This window comes from Parabacteroides goldsteinii, assembly GCF_020091425.1.
Lineage (GTDB): Bacteria > Bacteroidota > Bacteroidia > Bacteroidales > Tannerellaceae > Parabacteroides > Parabacteroides goldsteinii.
In genome coordinates this window covers 4,714,996-4,735,998 of sequence record NZ_CP081906.1, presented here as the reverse complement: position 1 = coordinate 4,735,998, position 21,003 = coordinate 4,714,996, and the positions used below count along the sequence as shown (strand labels likewise).

General features: G+C 43.6%; 14 protein-coding genes. 13 read left to right on the top strand and 1 reads right to left on the bottom strand.

Translation table 11 applies throughout. From position 1 onward, the window contains the following. Window positions 1-79 precede the first annotated feature (79 nt). The 12 genes from K6V26_RS20040 to K6V26_RS19985 all read left to right on the top strand — a co-directional run bounded on the left by K6V26_RS20040 (window position 80) and on the right by K6V26_RS19985 (window position 14,816). Window positions 80-1,324 (top strand): DUF2264 domain-containing protein, encoded by a 1,245-nt coding sequence (locus K6V26_RS20040; protein WP_195587015.1) that lies wholly within the window; start codon window positions 80-82, stop codon window positions 1,322-1,324. Window positions 1,325-1,345: 21 nt separating this feature from the next. Next, a complete protein-coding gene (locus tag K6V26_RS20035; RefSeq protein ID WP_195587016.1) occupies window positions 1,346-2,593 on the top strand; it encodes a glycoside hydrolase family 88 protein in 1,248 nt (415 codons plus the stop codon). A gap of 44 nt (window positions 2,594-2,637) precedes the next feature. Then, window positions 2,638-5,973 (top strand): SusC/RagA family TonB-linked outer membrane protein, encoded by a 3,336-nt coding sequence (locus K6V26_RS20030; RefSeq protein WP_224263660.1) that lies wholly within the window; start codon window positions 2,638-2,640, stop codon window positions 5,971-5,973. 104 nt (window positions 5,974-6,077) lie between these two features. Further along, a complete protein-coding gene (locus tag K6V26_RS20025; protein ID WP_010800681.1) occupies window positions 6,078-7,031 on the top strand; it encodes an IS110 family RNA-guided transposase in 954 nt (317 codons plus the stop codon). Beyond that, window positions 7,028-7,336: a hypothetical protein gene (locus K6V26_RS20020; RefSeq protein WP_007657317.1), complete on the top strand. Its 309-nt coding sequence runs from the start codon at window positions 7,028-7,030 to the stop codon at window positions 7,334-7,336. The genes K6V26_RS20025 and K6V26_RS20020 overlap by 4 nt, the downstream gene beginning before the upstream one ends. A gap of 287 nt (window positions 7,337-7,623) precedes the next feature. Then, window positions 7,624-9,375 (top strand): RagB/SusD family nutrient uptake outer membrane protein, encoded by a 1,752-nt coding sequence (locus tag K6V26_RS20015; protein ID WP_129697288.1) that lies wholly within the window; start codon window positions 7,624-7,626, stop codon window positions 9,373-9,375. Between the two features lie 137 nt (window positions 9,376-9,512). Then, complete coding sequence (locus K6V26_RS20010; protein ID WP_224263659.1) at window positions 9,513-10,475, top strand: tetratricopeptide repeat protein; 963 nt, start codon at window positions 9,513-9,515, stop codon at window positions 10,473-10,475. Between the two features lie 177 nt (window positions 10,476-10,652). Beyond that, the gene (rpmH, locus tag K6V26_RS20005) at window positions 10,653-10,805 is read left to right on the top strand and encodes a 50S ribosomal protein L34 (protein ID WP_005633099.1); all 153 of its coding nucleotides are present in this window, start codon (window positions 10,653-10,655) and stop codon (window positions 10,803-10,805) included. 117 nt (window positions 10,806-10,922) lie between these two features. Beyond that, entirely contained in the window at window positions 10,923-11,558 is a 636-nt protein-coding gene (locus K6V26_RS20000; RefSeq protein ID WP_007655703.1) for a PASTA domain-containing protein, read from the top strand. A gap of 2 nt (window positions 11,559-11,560) precedes the next feature. Beyond that, entirely contained in the window at window positions 11,561-12,634 is a 1,074-nt protein-coding gene (locus K6V26_RS19995; RefSeq protein ID WP_224263658.1) for an RluA family pseudouridine synthase, read from the top strand. A 2-nt stretch (window positions 12,635-12,636) separates the two neighbouring features. Then, on the top strand, window positions 12,637-13,644 hold the full coding sequence (locus K6V26_RS19990) for a D-alanine--D-alanine ligase (protein WP_224263657.1): 1,008 nt from the start codon (window positions 12,637-12,639) through the stop codon (window positions 13,642-13,644). 11 nt (window positions 13,645-13,655) lie between these two features. Beyond that, window positions 13,656-14,816 carry a 1-acyl-sn-glycerol-3-phosphate acyltransferase gene (locus K6V26_RS19985; RefSeq protein WP_224263656.1) on the top strand — a complete coding sequence of 387 codons (1,161 nt, stop codon included), beginning with the start codon at window positions 13,656-13,658 and terminating at the stop codon, window positions 14,814-14,816. A gap of 766 nt (window positions 14,817-15,582) precedes the next feature. On the opposite strand, the gene K6V26_RS19980 is transcribed toward K6V26_RS19985, so the two are convergent. Beyond that, the gene (locus tag K6V26_RS19980; RefSeq protein ID WP_224263655.1) at window positions 15,583-19,542 is read right to left on the bottom strand and encodes a hybrid sensor histidine kinase/response regulator transcription factor; all 3,960 of its coding nucleotides are present in this window, start codon (window positions 19,540-19,542) and stop codon (window positions 15,583-15,585) included. A gap of 225 nt (window positions 19,543-19,767) precedes the next feature. On the opposite strand from K6V26_RS19980, the gene K6V26_RS19975 reads away from it, so the two are divergent. Beyond that, window positions 19,768-21,003 (top strand): MFS transporter, encoded by a 1,236-nt coding sequence (locus K6V26_RS19975; RefSeq protein ID WP_007655681.1) that lies wholly within the window; start codon window positions 19,768-19,770, stop codon window positions 21,001-21,003.

Below are 21,003 nucleotides of genomic sequence, written 5' to 3'. Positions count from 1 at the left end.
GTCTGAACATGCCTCTCCTTCTACTTTTGCCCCGGGTTGAGAGATAAATATCACATTACATAAATCTAATTTCAGGAACATGAAAAACAGATCCATTATCTACATCTGTATTCTTTCTTTTGTTTGTACGGTTTCTTTATGTGCGAAAGGGGAGAAACAGAATCTGGAACAAAACGACAGGGCTTATTGGTGCTCTTTGCTGTATCGTATATCCGAGCCTGTACTGAGTAATATGAGCAAGGGGGAACTTAGAAAGAATATGACGGTCGAGCTGAGTCCGAGTTGGTTGAAAGGGCGTGACCCCGATGTGACTTATCTGGAAACTTTCGGGCGGTTGATGGCTGGTTTGGCTCCTTGGTTAAGTTTGCCGGACGATGATACGGAAGAGGGGAAAATGCGCTGCCGGTTACGTGAATGGGCGTTAAAGAGTTATGCAAATGCAGTAGACCCCGAAAGTCCCGATTATCTGAAATGGGAAGGGGAAGGACAGATTTTATGCGATGCCTCTTATCTGGCAAACAGTTTCCTGCGTGCTCCGAAAGCGTTATGGGAACCTTTGGACAGTGTGACGAAACAACGGTATATAGATACTTTCCATAGCCTGAAGTGGGTACGCCCCGCCTATAATAACTGGTTGCTTTTCAGGACGATGGTTGAAACATTCCTTTTATCTATAGGCGAGGAGTATGATGCTTTTGTCATTGAAGTGGGGCTTCAGAAGATGAACGAATGGTACAAAGGGGACGGATGGTATTCGGACGGTCCGGAAATCTCTTTCGATTATTATAATGCTTATGTGATTCACCCGATGATGGTTGAAGTGACGGAGGCCATCAAAGATACTCCCATACATAAACCGGTCAGTTTCGACCTGGCATTCCGCCGCATGCAACGCTATAATGTAATTATCGAGCGACTGATATCTCCGGAAGGAGCCTATCCAGCCGTCGGGCGGTCGATGACCTATCGCCTTGCCGCTTTTCAATCCCTGGGACTATCTGCTTGGAAATATGGATTGCCTGAAACACTTACAAACGGCCAGGTCAGAAGTGCTCTGACCACTGTGATGAAACGTATGTTCAGCCAGGAAGGTAATTTTAATAAAGAAGGATTCCTTCAGTTGGGCTTTGTCGGTCATCAGCCGAACCTGGCCGATTATTATACGGATAACGGCAGTCTTTATATGACATCGCTGGGTTTCCTGCCATTGGGATTGCCTGCCGATCATCCTTTCTGGACTTCTCCCGCCGAAGAATGGACTTCGCTGCGTGCATGGGGCGGAAAAGTTTTCCCGAAAGATTATCACGAGTCAATCATGAAATAACACATTATATACATATCAGACATGAAGAAAACAGCTTTGTTCTGTTGCTTTTTAATGGTTTTGTCGGTGACAGGTTGTAATCAGAGAAAAGATACGGAAGAGTCCTTTATTCAGGAAAACGTGAATTTTGCATCGGAACAGATGCAGTTATTACTTAACAGTGTAGGAGAATATAACGGAAAAAACTATCCGCGGACAACAGATGCGGAAGGGCGTCTTGTATCCACTTCGAGACATGACTGGACACCCGGATTTTTCCCCGGAGCCCTTTGGTATCTGTATGAGCTGACGGGAGACAAAAAATGGGTGACCTATGCGGAGAAATGGACTTACCCGCTTGAACCGCACAAGTCTTTTACCGGAAATCATGACATCGGTTTTATGATGTATTGCAGTTATGGCAATGCAGAGCGTCTGGCTCCCAAAGAAGGCTATCAGGATATTCTGATAGAAAGTGCCAATTCGTTGTGTACACGTTTCGACGAACGGGTACAGGCTATTGAATCATGGGATTACCGGAAAGCATGGGATGGTTCCGAATGGTTTTACCCGGTTATCATCGACAATATGATGAATCTGGAACTGTTGTTTTATGTATCCCGCATAACAGGTGATGCAAAATATCATGATATAGCTGTCGCTCATGCAAACACGACTTTGAAATATCATTTCAGGGATGATTACAGCAGCTATCATGTGGTGGATTACGATACGATTACCGGTCAGCCGCTGCACCGCCAGACATGTCAGGGATATAGCGACAACTCCACCTGGTCGCGTGGACAAGCCTGGGCAGTCTATGGTTATACGATGATGTACAGAGAGACAAAAGACCCGGTCTATCTGGAAGCGGCCGAAAATTTTGCCAATTACTTTATCCGGCATCTTCCAGACGATCTGGTTCCTATGTGGGATTTCAATGCGGGGGAGGCTGGCTTTACACCGGATGGCGATTCTTATGCCAAAGAGTTTAAAGGAGAAGTCAGGGATGCTTCTGCGGCTGCAATCGTTTGCTCGGCTCTTTTCGAATTGGGCGAGTTCAGCGCCAATAAAGCATATACCGAGATGGCTGTCAGGATGTTGAAAAGTCTTTCTTCACCGGGTTATCATGCTCCGCTGGGCGGCAATGCCGATTTCATTATTATGCACTGCACGGGCAGTCTGCCTCATAAGTCGGAAATAGATGTACCGCTTATTTATGCGGATTACTATTATCTGGAGGCCTTGACCCGCTACAAACATCTGATTAACAAACAAAATATAGATTAGCCATACAGGAAAATCTATTATTCATTTACTCAAATAATATTATTATGATGGAGAATTGTAAAAATTATCCGACATCGAGGCTTGCATTTGTCGGAGCCTTTATGTTTATGGCTTCTGTTGCAGCTGCAACACCCGTTGATAGCCGGGCTATCAACGGTACGGATGTAAATCGGGAGGTCTTTGTTAACCCTTCCACACAACAGGCGAAATTGACGGTAACCGGTGTTGTGGAGGATCAGTTCGGTCCTGTTGCCGGTGCCAATATCGTAGAAAAAGGAACAACCAACGGAACGATTACCGACATGGAAGGTAAATTCACGTTGGAGGTTTCCCCGAAATCGACGTTGGTCGTATCTTTTATCGGATACAGGGAACAACAAATTCCGGTCAATAACCAGACCTCTTTCACGATTAAAATAGTGGAAGATTCGGAAGCGCTCGATGAGGTGGTGGTTGTCGGTTACGGCACACAGAAAAAGGTGAACCTGACCGGTTCTATTTCGTCCGTCAATTTTGAAGATCAGGCGCTGTCCCGTCCTGTGACGAATGTGTCGAATGCACTGGCAGGTCTTAGTGCCGGTGTACAGGTTCAGCAAAGTTCCGGTAATCCGGGTAGTGATGGCTCTAAAATCAGGATTCGTGGTATCGGTACGTTGAATAACTCCGATCCGTTGGTTTTGATAGATGGAATAGAAGGTTCCATGGATCTGGTGAATCCACAGGATATAGAAAATATATCCGTACTGAAAGATGCCGCTTCATCTTCCATCTATGGTTCTCGTGCGGCTAATGGCGTTATTCTGATAACCACAAAGAAGGGTAAAGCAGGTAAACTCTCTATTTCTTATTCTGGTCGTCTTTCGTATGCCCGTCCGACCAATTTGATTGAACAGGTGACCAATTATGGCGATTATATGGAAAGAATTAATGAAGCCTATGAAAATATGGGTCGACCGAACCACTTTTCGGAGGCCACTATTGAAGCCTGGAGGGCTGCAGAAAAAGATCCTAATGGGTTAACGGAGAATGGTATCCCGAATTATGTTGCTTATCCGGATACTGATTGGGAAAAGGAAATGTTTAACCATGGTATAATCAATGATCATAATGTATCTATTACCGGAGGAACGGACAAACTGCGCGTATTGATGTCTGCGGGTTATCTGGATAATCCCGGTTTAGTCGATAATACAGGAATTCGGAAATATTCTTTACGTGCGAATATCGAAGCAGATATAACAAAGTGGTTAACGGTCGGAACCCGTACTTTTGCTTCTCAGGAAGATAAAGAACCTGCTAATTTTGACAATGCGAACGAGGGGCTGAGAAGTGCTATTGCCGGAGTTTATCCGATATGGAATGGTCAGTACGGAGCCCCGGAAGCTCCGGAAGAAAATACGATGGCTAATAATCCTTTGGCGAGATTGCACGATATTGCCGGTTCGAAACAGAAAACGAATTTCAATACGACTTTGTATTCTACCATCACCCCGATAAAAGGATTGTCATGGGATTTTAATTTGAACTATAAACGATATTGGGAAGATAACGAGACATGGACAAATCCGTATGACAGGGTAAGATTTAGCGATGGAGTGATATTGACACCAGCTACCGCACCGTCAGAGATGACTACTGATTTCTATAACCGTGCGGATTACAGTTATACAATACAAAATATATTACGTTATAATGCGACGTTTGCTGAAGATCACGATTTAGGCATTTTGGCGGGATATGAAGAGTATTATTATAAACAGAATACTCGTAATGCAACGAAAAAAGGATTGATTGATTCCAGTATCCATACTCCCGGCTCCGCAACCGAAATGCAGAGTATCGGAGGTGGTGCTTTCGACAGAGCCAGCCGTTCTTTCTTCGGAAGGATTAACTATGCGTATAAGTCAAAATATTTGTTTGAAGCGAATCTCCGTCATGACGGTAATGCCCGTTATCACAGGGACTATCGTTGGGGAACTTTCCCTTCTTTTTCTGCTGCCTGGCGAATAACGGAAGAAAGTTTTATGGATAATACGCGGAATTGGTTGGACAATCTGAAGTTACGTGTTTCTTATGGTTCTGTCGGAAATAATGGAGGTACGGATGTGGGAGAATATGAATATATGTCAACGTATGCTAGTGCGAAATATCCGCTAGGAGGTAAACTGGTTTCTGGTTTGGCTTCGACATCTATTGCGAATAGTATGTTATCATGGGAAACATCCAAAATGGTCAATGTCGGTGTTGATTTAAATGCTCTTAATAATCGTCTTTCATTTACCGCTGATGTTTTCCACAAAAAGACTACAGGCATTTTATTTACTCCTTCTATTTATCTGACAGCCGGAAATAAGACGGCTCCCCGCCAGAACATCGCTGAAATGAGTACTAAAGGGGTAGAGTTGACGTTAGGTTGGAACGATAAAGCGGGAGAAGTGAATTATTCTGTTTCCGGAAACTTTTCATATACGCCGAATAAGATAGATAAATACAAAGGTGTATTTCAGGCGGGGTATGATGAGAATGGCAATTGGAAAAGCAATATCGGTGATGTGGCATCCAGTTCTTCTGCCGTGGATCCTATTATCGAGGGAAATATGAAAAAAGAGTTTTATCTCCGTTCGCCTTATAAAGGTTCGGGAAAGGGATACGATGTTGACGGTGTCGCCGGAGGTCCCGCTGACGGTATGATCCGTACGGAATTGGATATGGCCTGGTTGAAAGCGATGATAGCAGAAGGATATACATTTATGCCTAATAAAACTGTAGATAAAAGTAAGATATGGTATGGAGATTATATTTATGCCGATGTCAATGGTGATGGCATTTATGGAGGAACGGATGACCGTGAATTTCAAAATGTATCGGCAGATCCTAAATTTAATTTCGGATTTCAGATGTCGGCAGCTTGGAGAGGTTTCGATATTTCGATGAATTGGGCTGGGGCCGCTGGTTTTAAATTGTATTGGGGACCAACATTTGGTCATAATTCTCTTGCAGCCAATGTGGGTTATTCTTTAGGTAAAGATGTGGCAGATAATCGTTATTTTTATAATCCAGACGATCCGTCAGATCCCAGAACTAATATAAACAGTAAATATGGTCGTTTGGTCACTACTGCGAGTGGGAATCAGAATGCGGAGGGTACATCTCTTTATTTATATAATGCCAATTATTTGAAATTAAAGAATCTGACATTCGGGTATACGGTACCGGTTTCTGTTTCTAAAAAAGTATTCATTGAAAACCTGCGTGTCTATATTTCCATTGAAAATGTATTTAATATTACGAAATATCCTGGACAAGATCCGGAACTAGGAGCGACTCCCCAATATACCTCTTTGAGGCAGTTTGCTTTTGGTGCTAATATTTCATTTTAAAAATAAAGAATCATGAAACATCCATGAAATAAATTTCGTCCAAGAGCATGTAAATAGGGGGGTATTGTTTACTTTAGTGTCATTCACTCGAAAAAACGAATGCAATGAAAACAGTACCTTTTGAACAAGTCATCCTCCGGGGTTGTGGAATAGATGTCCACAAGGACATGGTAGTTGCTACGATAAGTGGCGAAGGTCTCAAAACTGAAACCCGCAGTTACAAGACCTTCAGTAGTTCTTTGACAGAATTAAAAGAATGGTTATTATCCAGTGGCATTACGCATGTAGCCATGGAAAGTACCGGTGTTTACTGGAAGCCGGTCTATAAGATTCTTGAATGTCCTGATATGAAAGTCTGGATCGTGAACGCACGGCACATCAAGTATGTTCCCGGGCACAAAACGGATAAAAAGGATAGTGCCTGGATTTGCAAACTGCTTTTAGCAGGTTTGTTGAAACCGAGTTATATCCCGGAGCGTGAACAACGTGAGCTTCGTGATTTAACCCGTTACCGTAACAAGTTGATCCAGCATGTATCTTCTGAGAAAAACCGTATTGTTCGTATCCTGGAAGATTGTAACATCAAACTTTCCAGCGTGGTGTGCAGCCTGGACGGAGTCGTGGCGAACAAGCTGATAGATATGTTGATCGATAAGGGTCATGTAACAATGGATGACATAACTTGCATCTATCATAAAAAACTTGAAGCCAGTCCGGAACTTCTTTATCAGGCTTGTGAAGGCTTTATAGAACCGCATCACATCTATATGTTGCAGACCATCCGTAAAGATATGGAACAGACGAAAGCCATCATAGCTGACCTTACCTGCCGTATAAAAGAGGTTTTATCTCCTTATGAGAATGTGATGGAACTCTTGCAGAAGATCCCCGGACTTAGCCGGAAAACGGTTGAAGACCTGATAGCAGAGATAGGTGTGGATATGGAAGCCTTTCCAACCGAAAAGCACCTGGCTTCGTGGGCCGGTGTCTGTCCTGGCAATAACGAGAGCGCAGGTAAAAAAAAAGTGGTAGAACCACCCATGGCAACAAACAGTTGAAAGCCGTAATCACGGAGGCTGCGTGGGCAGCCACCCGTACCAAGAACACCTTTTACAGTGCACGTTATCACCGTTTAGCCGCCCGTCGAGGGAAAAAGAGGGCTTTAGTAGCAGTAGGACACTCGATCCTGAAATCGGTATGGCATGTACTGAAAGAGGCTTGTGAGTATAAGGAACTCGGTGCGGAATATCTCAACCAAAGGATGGAGCAGAAACGGAAAAATTACTTGAAGAAAGAGCTGGAAGCACTTGGCTATAAAGTTAAAATCAGCCGTGATGATGGTCCAATCCCAGAAGTAGGTTAAAAACATAGAGAAGGTCGATTTTTACTGGCTTGTTGTCGTAAGAAACAGCAAGAGGTCGCTCATGAAACTGATCTCAACTGCTAAGCGGTCAAGACTGCGAGTCCTTTAACGCGTGTATGAAATTTTTTTTCTTAGCTGTTGTAAAATTATAAAATGCCCAAAGATAATAGCCAACCGCATTTGTATCTATACAAGTGCTCTCTTTTGTTTTGTCTGAACTCTAAAAAAATCAATTTATTAATGGTTTAAACGGCTCTCTTGAGATAGGGAGCGCAATTTATTTACATATGAAACTAATAAATAAATTTTGCTTGTTAGGCGTATCTATTGTCTTATTAACAGGTTGTCAGAGTGACTTAATGGATTTGAATCCTTATTCTTCTATTGGTTCCGGTAATATGTGGACAACAGAGAATTTGGCTGATATGGGAGTTATGGGTATTTATAATGTGCTCCGTTCTTCAAATGTAGCTGGTGATTTGCATAAATTTGACAGTTATGGTGTGTCGGCTGACTATCGAGATGGAAATTACTCTCTGTTGATGGGGAATGCAACAACCAGCAACGAGTTGTTTTCTGATTATTGGAAGATTCATTACGAAGGAGTGAGCCGCTGTAATGATGCGATAACTAATTTACAGAAAGCTCCTTTGTCGGAATCAAAGTTGGCTCGCTTGATGGCTGAATCGAAGTTTATGCGTGCGTACTTCTATTATAAACTGAACATGGTATATAAAGGCGTTCCTCTTTATCTGGAGCCTGTCGAACTGGAAGACATGGTAAAAGGCCGAAATAGTGAAACTGAAGTATGGAACCAGGTAATTACCGATTTAACAGATGCTATCAATACTTCCGATTTCCCGGATAAATACACCAAAGGAGATGGTGATTACGGTCGTGTGACGAAAGGTGCAGCTTATGCTTTGCGTGGAAAGGTTTACATGTGGATGAACGAATGGACGAAGGCGGAAGCTGATTTTCGTAAAGTCGGTGATTTGGGTTTTGCTTTATTCCAAGGTGAATATAAACAGTTGTTTAAGGAAGAAAATGAGCAATGTGAGGAAATGATCTTTTCTTTGCAATGTATCGGTGAAAGCGGATATGGTAATAACTTTTCTTTTAGGTATGGCTCACGTGGAACCTTTGGTTCTTGTTGGAACACGTATCTGGCAAGTACGGATTTTGTGGAAACTTACGAAGATGCCGATGGCAGACCTTTTGATTGGGATAATTATATTCCGGGTTTTAATTCTATGGATGTTGCAAAAAGAGCAGTTTATTTTCTGCGTGATGGTATGACAGATGAAGAAAAATTGACTATGGAAAAAGCAGGGGCTGATTTATCCAAATATTTGGACAACGAGAATGAAGCCCGTATCAAAACTGCGTATGAACATCGCGATCCACGCCTGATGGCTACAATTATAACCCCGTATTCTGAATATGATGGAGCGGATGGTGTGACGGCTTATACCTATACGCTACGCTGGCCATACAGAGGTTCTAATACGGCCGCTCCATTTGATTTGAAGACTGATACGAATACTAAATTTTATTATTTGTTCCGTAAATTTGTTGCTGAGGGGGCTTCTGAAATTCCGAACCGTGAATATTCTCCAATCGATATTCCTATTATCCGCTATGCGGATGTGGTGCTTTCTCTGGCGGAATGTCTGAATGAACAGGGAAAGACTGATGAAGCAATAGAATGGGTGAACAAGGTGCGTGGGCGTGTAGGTGCAGCTTTATTGAATAGCAACCAGTATACTCAGGTTTCTGGGCAGGAGAATATGCGTGACCGTATCCGCAATGAACGTCGCTGGGAATTTGCTGGTGAGGGTGTGAACTTCTTTGATGAAATGCGTTGGAAAACATGGCATGAAACTAAGTTTAAGAAAAATGCCGGTCTGAAACAGATCTGGGGTATGGTAGAGTTTGCATATAGCTGGGATGGTGATCATTTATATAATTGGGCAATCCCCAGAACCGAAATTCAAAAGAATGATAATCTGACTCAGAATGATGGGTGGATTGATTGATTACAGATGAATTAAGGGGAGGTTTTCTTTGGAAGGGCTGTCATTTTGTGGCGGCCCTTTTCATGATAGGAGCTTATTACGTATGGCAAATTCAAAATAATCGGTATATTTGCCCTCTCGAACATAAACATATAACCATGGGAAATTTCTTTACATCTTTGTTCTCTTCTTCCAAAAGTGAGGATACGGCAGAAGGAAAAGCTAAAAACGATCAGAAAAACTTCGACATATTAAAATATGACGGTATCCGTGCGCAAAAAATCGGCCAGGTGGCCTATGCTATCAAATGCTTTACGGAAGCCTTGAATATACAGGAAGATTTTGAAACAATGAACCATCTGGTATCGGCCTATTCAATGGCAAACCAGACGGAAAAGGCTTTGGAAACATTGAACCGTATGGTGGAAATGGAGCCGGAGCATATCCAGACGTTGTTGACAAGAGTCAGCGTGCTCTTTATGCTGGATAAGGAAGCCGAGGTCATTGCCGACTGCCTGCGGGTGATCGAACTGGATGAGTCGAACCATCTAGCCTGGTTCCTGATGGCAAAAGCCAAAAGAACAACCGGCGACCAGTTGGGAGCCATTGCCGACCTGACGAAAGCCATTGCCTTGCAAGATGATTTCACGGATGCTTATCTGCTTCGTGCAGAGGTGTTGCTTGCCATGAAACAGGGACAGGAGGCTTTGCCCGATATCGAGAAAGCGATCTCATTGGCTCCGGAAGAAGAAACAACATATCTGGTAAGAGGTAAAATACACGAATCGCTGGGTGACCTGGATGCTGCCGCCGATGACTACCAGCAGGCGCTCGACCTGAACCCGTTCAATGAAGATGCCTGTATACTGAAAGGTTCGCTGCTGATCACTAAAAACTTGTTAGACGAAGCCATTGTCTTTTTCGATGAGGCCATTGAAATAAAGCCGGATTTTGCCAAGGCTTATGCCGAACGTGGACGCGCCAAAAACCTGAAAGGCGATAAAGAAGGTGCTTTCGAAGACCTGAAAAAATCAATCGAACTGAATCCGGAAGGAGACGAAGCCAAGAAATTTGAGGGACAACATAATTTTGATAATATGTACAAAGGTGGTATTTTTTAATACCTACATATTAGTTTGTTAGTTGATTTCTATACCGTGGATGAATTGTTCTCCTTTTGGAAAAATAGTATAATCAATTTGAAAAAAAACAGCTAACTCTTTGTTTATTAAAAAAAAGCCTCTATCTTTGCAGCCCGAATTGATATGTAAGATAATAATAAATAAATATATAGAAAGATGAAAAGAACATTCCAACCTTCCAACAGAAAAAGAAAGAACAAGCATGGCTTCCGTTCTAGAATGGCTACTGCTAATGGCCGCAGAGTATTAGCATCTCGTCGTGCTAAAGGAAGAGCTAAATTAACTGTATCTGACGAATATAACGGATAATCTCCGTTAGAAGAAATTAGTATAAGAAAGTAGAGGTTTTTGCTAAAAAGCCTTTACTTTCTTTGTTTTAACGGCTTTGTTTTCTATTTTTGATCCCGCCTACAAAAACAAACAGAGATGAATAACTTTTTTGTTAAACTGATAAAGAATCCGTACGTCTTGAACCTGCTGCTGGCAGTGGTCGTGACGTGTGGCCTGATCTATGGTGCTTTGAAATGGCTGGATCATTATACACGGCATAATGAGGCCGTTGTAGTTCCGGATGTGAAGGGACTGAAGATAGAAGAAGCCGCTGAATTCTTCAAAAATAACAACCTGCGTTATAATGTGATCGACTCGGTATTCTCTAAAGACGTGGAACCGGGAGCTATCGTCGAGCTGTCTCCATTGGCCGGCTCGAAGGTGAAAGAAGGACGTATCGTTTTTATCACCGTGAATGCTTTGACCTCGCAGATGGCAACAATTCCGGAAGTGGAAGACCTGTCATTCCGCCAGGCGTATGCGCTTTTAAAAGCCCGCGGGTTTGAAAATGTGGAGATCGAGTATGTTCCGGGTGACTTCAAGGATCTGGCAGTTTCTGTCGATCTGCGTGGACGGGCGTTGGCAAAAGGTGAGCATGTTCCGCTTACGGCACCGCTGGTGCTGAAGGTGAGCAGCGGTGAAGCCGAGATGCATCCCGACTCTTTGTCGATCGACTCCCTGTCGACGATGCCCATCGAATCATTGGATAGTGAAGAAGAAAACTGGTTTTAGCTATGGATGAATTTTTCGACGAAATGGATGATGAACAGGTTGATGACCTGTTAGAACAGAACGAGGAGGATGCTCCCCGGCTGTATGAACATTTCCGCTTCGTTGCCGATCGCGGGCAATCCTTGTTGCGGGTAGATAAATTCCTGGTAGACCGGATGATGGGCGCCACCCGTAACCGGATACAGTTGGCTGCCGATGCCGGTTGTATCATGGCAAACGGCAAGCCGGTAAAAAGTAATTACCGGGTGAAACCGGAGGATGTCGTGACTATTATGATGTCTCGTCCCCGTCGGGATTTAGCAATTATTCCTGAGAATATTCCTATAAAGATTATTTATGAAGACGATGATTTGCTGGTGGTTGATAAACCGGCAGGTCTGGTCGTGCATCCGGGCCATGGCAATTATACCGGTACGTTGGTAAATGCCTTGGCATGGTATTTAAAAGATGATCCTACTTACGATCCGAATGATCCGGCGTTAGGACTGGTTCACCGTATCGACAAAGATACTTCCGGATTACTGGTTGTTGCCAAGAAGCCGGAGGCAAAGGCGCATCTCAGTATGCAGTTTTTCAATAAGACGACTAAACGCGAATATCGTGCCCTGGTATGGGGTATCGTGAAAGACGACGAAGGCCGTATCGAAGGTAATATCGGACGCGACCTGCGCGACCGGATGCAGATGACGGTATTTCCCGAAGGAGATCAGGGAAAGACGGCTGTTACCCATTACTCCGTGTTGGAACGCCTGGGATATGTGACATTGGTGAAATGCCGCCTGGAGACGGGACGTACGCATCAGATCCGTGTGCATATGAAATATATCGGCCATACGCTTTTCAACGATGAACGTTATGGCGGAAATGAAATACTGAAAGGAACGACTTTTACAAGATATAAACAGTTCGTACAGAATTGCTTTGCTATCTGTCCCCGGCAGGCACTCCATGCCAAGACGTTGGGGTTTGTGCATCCTACTACCGGCGAGGAAATGTTTTTTGATTCCGAAATACCGGCCGATATGACACAACTGATAGAAAAGTGGCGGGTATATGCAAATACTAAAGAGATATAAAAATGAAAAAGAACATTGCTATTGTAGCCGGAGGAGACTCCTCTGAAATTGTTGTTTCATTAAAAAGTGCAGAAGGAATCTACTCTTTTATTGATAAAGACAAATATAATTTATATATTGCCATCGTTAAGAAGGGCGAATGGGCGGTAAAACTTCCTGGAGGGGAACATACACCAATAGACAAAAATGATTTTAGTTTCTGTGAGAATGGCGAAGTAAAGCATTTCGACTTTGCTTATATCACTATTCACGGTACTCCGGGTGAAGACGGACGGTTGCAGGGATATTTCGATTTGATAGGCATGCCTTATTCTTCATGCAGTCAGTTGGTGAGCGCTTTGACCTTTAATAAATTTGTTTGTAATAATTATTTGCGTAGCTTTGGCGTCAGAGTCTCTGATTCCATCCGTTTGTTCAGAGGACAGACAGTTACGGACGAAGAGGCTGTGAGCCGTTTGGGATTGCCGATATTTGTGAAACCCAACGACGGGGGAAGCAGCTTCGGTGTTACAAAGGTGAAGGATGCTTCACAATTACAACCGGCTATAGCTAAGGCTTTTGCCGAAGGAAATGAGGTCATGCTGGAGAGTTTTATTTCCGGAACAGAAGTGACCTGCGGTTGTTATAAGGTAGGCTGTGGTTCGGGAGCAACCCGGAAAGAAGTAGTTTTTCCGCTTACCGAAGTAGTTACAAAGAATGAGTTCTTTGATTTTAACGCCAAGTACAACGGGGAGTCTGACGAGATCACTCCGGCCCGTATTTCTCCCGAACTGACGGAGAAGGTACAACGCGAAGTATCAAAGATTTACGATATACTGGGCGCCAAAGGGCTTATCCGGGTGGATTTTATTATTGAGGCAGACGGTGAACCGAAAATGCTCGAAGTAAATACAACACCGGGTATGACTGCTACCAGCTTTATTCCGCAGCAGGTTCGGGCTGCCGGATTGGATATCAAAGATGTCATGACTGACATTATTGAGAACGAACTGCAAAAGGTAGGTAAATAAAATTAAACGATATGGATACAGAAGTTTCCTATAATTTTGACGACATTCGTCCGCTGAACAACAACGAGGTGAAGGATGCAATCGAGGCATTGGTAACCAACGAAGATTTCGAGCGGGCCTTCCGGTACATCAAACCGGATGTAAACTGGAAAGAGTTTTCCGAAACAATGCGTTCTTTCAAGACGAAAGAAGATTTTAAATCGAAGCTGGCTTATGAGGCAGTGATGATGGTGGCTAACAAGACAACTTTCTCGCTGACGATCTCCGGACGAAGCCGTCTGCCGAAGGATAAAAAGCCTTGTACGTTTATTTCCAATCATCGGGATATTGTATTGGATGCTTCCTTCCTGAATGTCATGTTGTATGATGTAGGTTATGGTATGACACAGGTGGCCATCGGTGATAATCTGATGATCCGTCCCTGGATAGAAACTTTGGTTCGCCTGAACAACAGTTTTATCGTGAAACGTGGTGTTTCCGTACGTCAGATGCTGGATGTAAGCCGTACATTGTCTGCTTATATCCGTCATACGATCAACGAAACGAAAGAATCGATCTGGATTGCACAGCGTGAAGGCCGTGCCAAGGATTCGAACGACCGTACACAGGGTAGCGTATTGAAAATGCTGAACATGAGCGGTGACAAGGATATCGTATCGAATATCATGGACCTGAATATCTTTCCGGTAGCTATTTCTTATGAATATGATCCGTGTGATTTCTTGAAAGCGAAAGAGTTCCAGATGAAACGCGATGATCCTAATTATGTGAAAAGTCAGCGTGACGACCTGCTGAGTATGGAAACAGGTATCCTGAACAATAAGGGCCGCGTTCATTTTACATTGACACAGCCTATCAATGATCAGCTAGCTGCTTTGGATAAGGATATGGAAAAGAATGAACTGATCGCTGCTATTGCAAACATCATAGACAAGGAAATCTATAAACATTACCGTTTCTATCCTTGTAATTACGTAGCATACGATATGTTGACAGGTACAAAGCGTTTCAGCAGTAACTACGGTTTAAGAGACAAAAAACACTTTGAAGAATATTTGCAGGGACAGTTGGATAAAATTGTATTGCCTAACAAAGATGAAGCCTTCCTGCGTACAAAGATTCTGGAAATGTATACCAACCCATTGAAGAATCACCTGGCAACTCAGGAATAAGATAGAAAGAAATCCATATAAAAATATGAATAGCAAAAGGTGTCCCGGAAAGGATGCCTTTTGTTGTTTATAAGCAGGTTTTGTTTAGGGAACCATACCCCGTTTTTCTCTATAGGGTATGGTTGAATACCCTATATTCCGCCCCTCGCTACCTTATACCCAGTTGCATGGTGGGCTATAGGGTAAATAGTTGTAAATCAGCTAATATTAAAAGATAGGGACAGAAAAGGACAAAAAGGACACCGCCACATTTTCAGAAAGTAAGGTTTCAAAAAGCGTTGTCCATGCCGCGGGCTCTCTTTTGCCGTCTGCTTCAGCTCAATGTCATTAAGTTAAGAATATAAACTTTCATGAATCAGAGTCACTTGGTCATTACAGGTTCATTTGCCGTCTGCTTCAGCTGACGGTTTAAAAGCTGTTCTCTCTTTTGGCTTCAGCCACATTTCTCTTATAAATCAATAGCTATAATCAGTAAGAAATGGGACTAAAGTCCAATGAATATATATCAATTAACTATCCGTCAGCTGAAGCAGACGGCAAACAAACCTGTAACTAAGCCCATCATTACTATTGTTTTCTTGCTTAACTTAATGACATTGAGCTGAAGCAGACGGCAAAAGAGAGCCTGCGGCATGGCAGCTTTTTGATGCCTCGTTTCTGAAAATGTGGCGGTGTCCTTTTTGTCCTTTTCTGTCCTGTTTGCTTAATAGGTATTGATTATCAATGAACTCATTTTCTTTTATCGTGCAACAGGGTGTATGTATTTTTACCTGTTTTCTTTTGCATATTTTGACGGGCTAACTCCAAACTGTTTGATAAATGCAGACCAGAAATAAGATTGCGAACTGAATCCTACTGCATCCGATATCTCATATATCTTCATATTTCCCTGTAGCAATAGTTCGGCTGCTTTCTTTAAACGGCTGATTTTGATCAGTTCATTGGGAGTAAGATCTGATATGGCACGGATTTTACGGTACAGTGTCGGGCGGCTCAGGTGCATCAGGTCGGCGATCATGTTTACATCCAGGTCCTGATTACCAATATGTTCGTTGATAATCTCGTTCAATTTTTCAAGGAAACCTTCGTCTGCTTTGGTGTAAGCCATCGATTTCATGTTGGCGATCGGTGAGTTGAAATAGAACTTACGGATATTGTCCCGGTTTGATAACAGATTTGAAATTTGTGCCATCAGCAAGCTGGTGGAGAACGGTTTGTCTATATAAGCATCTGCTCCGAGTTCCAACCCTTCCAGGCGTGACTGCATGGTATTTTTTGCTGTTAATAAAATGATCGGGATATGGCTGAATTCAATATCCGCTTTTACGTGTTGGAGGAGGGCGAAGCCATCCATTACCGGCATCATGACATCGCTTATAATAAGTTGTACACTCTGTTTTTTCAACCAGTCCAATGCCTCGGAGCCATTACCGGCCACCAATACATTATAGTTCTCATTGACCTCGTCTGCGATGAAAGCACTCATTTCCTTATTGTCTTCAACGATCAGGACGGTCGGACGCCCCTCTTCGCAGGTATAAGTTATTTTAGGAAGGGATGTCTGTGGCTGAGATTCCTCGTCTGTTGTCTTTACTGCTCCGGTTTGTTTTACCGGCAGGGTGATACGGAACATTGTCTGGTTGTTCTGGAAGTCCACCAATTCAAGTATTCCATGATGCATTTCGGCTAGCGAGCGAGCTAATGGTAATCCCAGACCGGTCCCTGGCTTGTCTTCATTCCCTTTGATACGGTAGAAAGGTTCGAATATTTTATCTCTCATATCGATAGGAACGGGAACCCCGTCGTTGATAAAGTCGATCATGAATGTTTCGTAATCGGAAGATAGATGCAAGCGCACCACGATGCTCTTGGCTGCATACTTAACGGCATTCGAAAACAGGTTGCTCATTATCTTGGTGAGAGCTTCGCGGTCAACAAAAACATATAGCTCCTGTACAGACAGATCCAGATTTAACAGGAGATTATTCTCCGTGGCTATATCCTGAAAGCGTTTGGCGGTCTCGGAAAGGAGCGAAACGACTTCCGTGCGGACAAAGTTCAGACGATAACCTTCGATCTCTGTTTTCCGGAAATCCAGCAACTGGTTGACGAGTGATAACAGGCGGGATACATTTTTATCCATCAGTGTCAGTGAGTTATTCTCTTTTTCTCCGATCTTGTCCGATTTCAGCAGGCGTTCCAGCGGATTCTTGATCAGCGTGAGCGGCGTGCGGATCTCATGTGCGATGTTGATAAAGAAGTCTATCTTTGCCTGGTAAAGTTCTTTCTCTTTCTTGCTTTCAAATATCTGCATGTTGTATGCCATATTCCTTCTTTCTTTCTTTTGCCAGGAAAAGATCAGGTAAATAATCATTACAAGGAAGAAGAAAGCATAAATTACATAGGCTGTAGTGGATGTCCACCAGGGAGGGAGTACCGTGATATGCAGTCGGGTAATATCATCCCCCCAGCTATTGGCAAGATTGGCTGCTTTTACTTCAAATGTATAGCTGCCCGGATGCAGATCGGTGAAGTAAACGATGTTACGTTCTCCGAGTGAAATCCAATCTCTGTCGAGGTTAACCATCCGGTAAGCATATTGAACCGAACCGGGAGCTATGAAGTTGAGAGCTGAGAAATTGATATTGAAAGACGATTCTTTATGATTTAGTGTAATGCTTTTGACTTCCGATACGGCTGAACTGTTGATAACTTTTCTTCCGTCCGCTCCGTTCTGTATATCCAGGGAACTGATATGTACGTCCATCTTTTCGTCTGCCGGACGTACATCCGTCGGTCTGAAGTGTATAAATCCTTTCACTGTACCAAAATAAAGGGTACCGTCTTCATCTTTGAAAGCTGAGTTATAATTGAACTGCCGGGTAACGAGGCCGTGTGCTTCCGTGTAGGTCGTGATTTCTTCGGTCTGTGTGTTAAGGCGAACCAATCCGTTTGCGGTACTGATCCAGATATGATTATTATCATCGGGGAGAATACGGAAAGCAACGTTACTCGGCATACCGTTTTTCACCGTATAATGTAATGATTCGCCGGTTTGAAAGTCATATTTGATCACTCCTTCCACCGTGGCAAACCACATATTGCCGGATTTGTCTTCACAGGCATCGTTTACTGAATTGTGGCGCTGGGTGTTCAGTTTATCATATTGGAGATACATGCCGCTATTGCTGATCGTATTGAAATAATAGCTGCGGTTGAACATACCGAGCCATATCTTTCCGACCCGGTCCTCATACAGGCAGTTGACGGCGAATGGCGGGAATTGGGTAGCATAGACAAAGCGATCGTTCAGGTAATCGTAACGGAAAATGCCGTCTTCCGTTCCGACCAGTACTTCTCCCTCACGCAGGACCTTGATACATTTGACGGTACTGTTCTTTACCGTTTGTGCATCTTTCAGCAGGTCGTAGTGTTTGATTACTTTCCGGGTCCGTATATCCATCAGGTCGATGCCGTGTATCACATGGCCTATCCACAGGTTATCCCCGGAGGCCGCCAACCCCCGGATATTGGTGTGTGAAAGACTTTTCATGCCGGGGACAGGCTGGTAGTTGGTGAAAGTCCCGGTTTTCTTTTCCAGGCAATTGATGCCGGCGTCTTCTGTCCCTACCCAGATATTCCCGTAGATGTCTGTACAAATGTCGCGTATTACTTCTCCTTTCAGCGAATGCGTTTCGTTCCAGGGATAATATACGTTGAAAGGACGGAAGGGAGAGTAGTAGTTCACACCGTTCTGGTGGAAGCATATCCAGACTCCGTCTTCGCGGTCTTTAAACAAGGCTGAGACAAAATGGCTGGATAGTGCATAGGGGTCCAACGGGTCCTGCCTGATACGTTTGCAGGTTCCGAGGTCCAGGTCATAGATGAACAGGCCCGAGTCGGTTCCGATCCAGAGTTCTTTCTGGTTTTTTTCAAGGAAACAGTTGATCAGGATAGTCAATTGATTTTTTTCCTGGATATTCAGGTCCTGATAGGTTTTTGAAAGAACGTTGAATATTTTCACGTCATCATGTTCAAATGCCACATAGATGTTGGCAGAAGAAGGGGAGGGGGATAACATGGATAACTTCCGGGAGGTAGTGGCAGGTGAATGGGCAAACAGGTTGTGCGATTCCAGACTGCCGTCTTCCGGGTTCAACAGGGAGATAAAGCCTTCCGAATCACCCAGCCAAAGGGAATTGTCTGCCATGATACAAAAGGAGGTATAGGTCTGTCCGTTATTACCGGCAAAGATATGAAACTGTCCGTCGGATACATTATATTGTATCAGTGTTCCGTCCATGAGCAACCACAGCTGATTGTTTTTATCAAACCGGAATAGGTCGATCCCTTTGTTTTTGGTGAAAGGAACATGCAGAAACGATTCTTTAGTCTCATTGTACTGGTACAGTCCGGAGAGAGTGCCTACCCATAAATTCCCGTCACGGTCGCAGTCCAGATGTGTGATCCAGTTGTTGCCGAGCGATTCCGGGACGTCCGGGTCATTCCGGAATACTTTAAATGTATAGCCGTCGAAACGGTTCAGACCGTCACGGGTCCCGATCCATATATAGCCGCTTTTATCCTGTACGCAACAGGTCACCATATTATCGCTTAACCCGTTTTCCACCTGGTAATGCCGGAAAAGGTAATTGCTTTCTTCTGCAAAAAGCCAGCAGGAACAAGACAGGAAAAGTATAGATAAGATCAACTTCAGATAGCTCATATATAAGTTTGTTGTTTGACACTGCAAGATATGCAAAATTGTATTACCAGTTTTCATTTATTGTATCACGGATTTCAAAAATCGTATCATACCGGGTGAGAATAGCACAGAATGAGATAAATAGAGGAATTAATGCAACCGGAACGAACAGACTTTTCTTTTGATAGGGAGTACTTTTGAGCAACGATTGGAAAACACAACAAGAAACCTTTTTATATTACTATCATGAGTACACTACATTTTAATACAGGAATAGGAACAAAGATTCAGCTTTGTCTGATGATGTTTTTGCAGTACATGCTGAGTGCTGTCTGGTGGGTGCCGCTGGCGGCTTATTTGTCTCACACGCTCAAGCTGGAAGTGTATCAGGTTTCTTTAGTATTAAGTGCAATGGCTATCGGTGCAATGGCCTCTTCGTTTATCGGAGCAATTGCCGACCGCTATTTTGCCGCAGAGAAGATTTTGGCAGTTTTGAATATTTTGACGGGAGTTTTCCTGCTGCTGGCTGCTCAGCAGCAGGATTTTCCTCCTCTCATGTTCTTTGTTGTAATGGCGATGCTTTGTCACATGCCGACACAGAGTCTGACAAGTACGATTGCGATGAGCCACGCTCCTTCCGAGCAGTTCCCGCGTATACGTATGTTCGGTTCGGTCGGATGGGTAGCTTCGGGGATTTTCAGCCTGGTAGCTATTCATCTGTTGGGGATGGAAGCGTTCGATGATACGAACCTGCCGATGTATTGCGGAGCGGGTGTCTGTTTCATTGCTGCTTTTGCCAACCTGACACTTCCGCATACTCCTCCGTCGGTGGCAAAGAGTACAAAGATATCGGTGATGGATATTACAGGATTCTCCGCTTTTTCTTTGATGAAAGATAAGAATTACCGTGTGTTTATGATTCTTACATTCTTGTCGATCATCCCGTTTACGCTTTACCATGTATACGGTTCCATGATTCTGGCGGACGAACAGGTACGAAATATCACAGTGACGATGAACTTCGGGCAATTGGCAGAGATGTTTTTCCTGATAATTACCACGACTATTCTGGTAAAATCGGGTATTAAGAATACATTGATATTTGGTATGGCTGCTATGCTGGTTCGTTACGGGGCCTTTTTCTTTGGAGCGGAAACAGGGCAACAATGGTTCTATTATATCGGTATCATTGTGCACGGTTTGATTTTCGGATTATTCTATGTCGGCGGACAGGTCTATACCGATAATGTGGCACCGAAAGAGATGAAGGCACAGGCGCAGGGATTACTTTTCTTCCTGGTCTGGGGGATCGGTTTCCTGATAGGAACTTTGTGGAACGGATGGTTGATCGGTCAGTTCCGTGACGGCGACAAATGTGACTGGCCGGTATTGTTCCTGATCTCTTCGGCTTGCACGGCGGTATTGCTGTTTTTATTCATATTCCTGTTTAAGCCGGTAAGCCTTAAAACTGTCGATAAATAA